The organism is Zhenpiania hominis (assembly GCF_014333425.1).
Lineage (GTDB): Bacteria > Bacillota > Clostridia > Peptostreptococcales > Anaerovoracaceae > Hominibacterium > Hominibacterium hominis.
Genome location: NZ_JACRYT010000069.1, coordinates 1 through 796 on the forward strand (window position 1 = coordinate 1; position 796 = coordinate 796).

Below are 796 nucleotides of genomic sequence, written 5' to 3' on the forward strand. Positions count from 1 at the left end.
TTGGAAATGGGACGTTTGGATTTCTCCTTTTCTTTGTACCGTTTGATGAGATTCAAAGCCATCTTCCGAAAGACATTGAGCTGTTCCTGAACCTCTCTGGTTTCTACTCTACAGGAATCTTCTGCAAAGTGAACATCCAGAAGCCAGTGCATTGTTTCCACCGACCATCCCATTCGCGCATGATGCAACAACTCCTCTGCGCTTAGCTTTCTGCTGCAAATATAGTAATGCCATTCTTCCGTTTTCGGATTCTTTCTTTCCAATTCCGTATGGATTGCCCCAATGCACGCAAGCTGCTTCCACTCTTCCCGCACTGACATCCAGCCGATCTCTTCGGTTACATATGCGGTTCGCCTTTCGATTCGGCCCCGGTTGTTCTCCACCTTCCGCACCGTCTCCATCCGCTTCCTTAGCTCCTGGTCCTGTACATATTCTTCTATTTCCTTTTTCAAGCTCGCCTGGTTATCTTTCGCGCACAATAAGTAATCTCCTTTTTCTCCAGAATTCGTTCCGCCGTTTCCTTCTGGCAGTTCAGCGCATCCGCTACCACCATACATCCCTTCAGTTCCAACTCCTTTAACAGCTCCTGCACCGCCGGAATTTCATTCCTTTTCTCATCCACACTTCTCTGCGCAAAGGTCATTCCCCACTCACTGAGCTGGGCGCTGACAATATGCAGCGGGCTCTCGCAGCGGCTCATTCGCTCGGTGGAACGAATCCTTTTTCCATCGATCGACAGCGTCTGTCCGCTCCAGTCTTCCGGAAGCAGGCTGGTTACCCATTTCGTAAAACATTT

Annotated in this window: 1 pseudogene; it reads right to left on the minus strand. The window is 49.4% G+C overall.

Annotation, left to right across the window (positions count from 1 at the left end):
• A pseudogene (locus H9L42_RS17405) lies at positions 1–769 on the minus strand (ISAs1 family transposase); the annotation flags it as partial.
• Positions 770–796: the final 27 nt, after the last annotated feature.